Consider the following 2,202-nt stretch of genomic DNA (forward strand, 5'->3'; position numbering starts at 1 on the left):
AACTGGCTGGTACTGGTGCTGCCCTTCCTGGCAGTTGTGACCACCGACGGCATCTTGGGCTCGAAGCGTGGGATCCCGTTTCAGCCGGTGGTGTGTCAAAGCTGCGGTCGGCCCATGCGCCCCATCCAGCCCCAAATTCTCGATGGGCAACTTCCCCCAGCGCATCGCCTGGCCAAAAGCCGGCGCAGAGCCCGCTACTACGGCTGGTTTTGCCCCGCCTGTCAGGGGATGGCCGTGGTCGTGCGCGAAAATAAATCTTATCGCCACCTTTATTGCCCTCAGTGTCAAGCCCTTACCCTTGATCTCCAAACCGAGATTATTAGGAGAAACATCTATCCCTACACCTTCAGACGAGAAACCTTGACTTGCCCTCTCTGCCAATACCGAACGGAGCGAGAAGTTGAAGTCCAAGAGCCTGATGACAGCGATTATGACACCAGAGACCGAGATAGAAACTTCGGGGGCGGCAGCAGCCACGGCGACGGAGCAGGCGGCAGTTGGTGAGACCCAACTCTAGAGATTTCTCTATCGATTGAACAAGGGAGTTGGGCTTCTCTTAAATCCGCCGGGACAGTAGAGTGGTAAGGGAGCAGCGATAGCGATTTGTTAAGGACGAAGATCCCATGACCCTTGCAGAAGGCGTGCAACTGGTTACCTTTGGGGTGCTCTCGGCGATGGCCATCGGCTTTGCCATGGGAGTGGTTTGGGCCCCTAACATCGTCTATTCCGGCTTTCTATTGGGGGGCGTTTTCCTGAGCATGGCCGGGCTGTACCTTCTCTTGAATGCCGATTTTGTGGCTGCCGCCCAAGTGTTGATCTACGTCGGCGCGGTCAATGTGTTGATCCTGTTCGCCATCATGTTGGTGAACCGGCGCTACACCTTTGCTCCTCTGAAACTGGGCTGGCTGCGCAATGGGGTGACGGCGGCGGTGTGTTTGGGGCTGTTTGCCCTCCTGACGGCAATGGCCCTGAATACCCCCTGGCAGTTGGAGCCAATCCAGCCCACGAGCAGTGCTCTGGTGATTGGCGGGCATTTCTTTAGCGATTATCTGTTGCCGTTTGAGCTGGCTTCTGTTTTGCTGCTGATGGCGTTGATCGGGGCCATTGTGCTGGCGCGTCGAGAGTTTGTCGTTCCCCAAGCCCAAGAAGGGGATCTCAGCTTGCTGGAGCGGGCCCGGCCCCGGCTGGAATCGGAGTCGGAACGCCCAGCAGAGCTGGTGAGCACCCGTTAAGGCTGTCTGCTCTCGGTCATACAGCTCAAGGTCTTCCTCACACCCCTCTCATCTGTATCCACTGGAGCCTCTTGGGATGTTGCAACTGCAGTTTTTCTTGGTGGTCGCGGCAGTTCTCTTCTGCATCGGCATCTACGGCTTGATCGTCAGTCGCAACGCCATTCGGGTGTTGATGTCGATTGAGCTGATGCTCAACGCGGTGAACCTCAACTTTATGGCCTTCTCCAACTTTGTTGACTCCAGCTTGATTCGCGGCCAGGTGTTTTCGGTGTTCGTCATCACCGTGGCGGCTGCCGAGGCGGCAGTGGGCTTGGCCATTGTGTTGGGGATCTACCGCAACCGGGCCACCATCGACATGGAGAGCTTTAATCTGCTCAGGTGGTAGTTGTTTTCTTGATCGATTACGTTCAGGTGCGGCTGGGCAGCGGCGGGCATTGGATCCCGGGGATCAAGGATTCCAGCAGGCCGCTGCAGGCATCCCAGAGCAGCTCGATCACGTAGTGAAACCCAGCCTCGCCCCCGTAGTAGGGATCCGGAACTTCTTCATCGGTGTGGGAACGACAGTAGCTACAGATTAAGCGCACCTTGTCGGCATATCTTCTCTGGGGATCGAGGCTGAGGATATCGCGATAATTTTGCCGATCCATAGCCAGGATCAGGTCGAACTCCCGCAGATCCAAAGGATGAATTTGCCGGGCTTGGCCGTGCAGCTCCAGTCCGTAGCGCTGGGCAACTTGTTGCATGCGGCGATCTGGGGGACTGCCGATGTGATAGGCGGCTGTACCTGCCGAATCGCAGATAATGGCTTCTTCGTGGCCGCTGCTCTGCAGCAAGTAGTTGGTGATCCCTTCGGCAGCAGGAGAACGGCAGATGTTGCCCAGACACACAAACAGCAGCTTTTGGCTCATGGCAATCTCAACGGCAGTAAAAAGCTCTTCTTAACCCTACAACAATGTCCATCTGGTGGTTC

At 56.6% G+C, this 2,202-nt stretch carries 3 protein-coding genes and 1 pseudogene; 3 read left to right on the forward strand and 1 reads right to left on the reverse strand.

Features of this window, described 5'->3' with window-relative positions; genetic code table 11:
- The 3 genes and pseudogenes from NW853_RS01930 to nuoK all read left to right on the forward strand — a co-directional run.
- Nucleotides 1-504, forward strand: a pseudogene (locus NW853_RS01930) (TPM domain-containing protein); the annotation flags it as partial.
- A 119-nt stretch (nt 505-623) separates the two neighbouring features.
- On the forward strand, nt 624-1,232 hold the full coding sequence (locus NW853_RS01935; protein ID WP_414347432.1) for an NADH-quinone oxidoreductase subunit J: 609 nt from the start codon (nt 624-626) through the stop codon (nt 1,230-1,232).
- A 79-nt stretch (nt 1,233-1,311) separates the two neighbouring features.
- Nucleotides 1,312-1,617, forward strand: coding sequence for an NADH-quinone oxidoreductase subunit NuoK (gene nuoK, locus NW853_RS01940; RefSeq protein WP_414334879.1), 306 nt, complete (start codon nt 1,312-1,314; stop codon nt 1,615-1,617).
- Between the two features lie 22 nt (nt 1,618-1,639).
- Here the strand turns inward: nuoK and NW853_RS01945 are convergent, their stop codons facing one another.
- A complete protein-coding gene (locus NW853_RS01945; protein WP_414334862.1) occupies nt 1,640-2,140 on the reverse strand; it encodes a low molecular weight protein-tyrosine-phosphatase in 501 nt (166 codons plus the stop codon).
- Between the last annotated feature and the right edge of the window lie 62 nt (nt 2,141-2,202).

The organism is Synechococcus sp. H55.11, from assembly GCF_047462475.1.
Lineage (GTDB): Bacteria > Cyanobacteriota > Cyanobacteriia > Thermostichales > Thermostichaceae > Thermostichus.

Excerpts from the sequence above, each read along its gene's own strand:
- NW853_RS01935 (WP_414347432.1), top strand. The coding sequence starts at position 624 with ATGACCCTTGCAGAAGGCGTGCAACTGGTTACCTTTGGGGTGCTCTCG.
- NW853_RS01945 (WP_414334862.1), bottom strand. The coding sequence starts at position 2,140 with ATGAGCCAAAAGCTGCTGTTTGTGTGTCTGGGCAACATCTGCCGTTCT.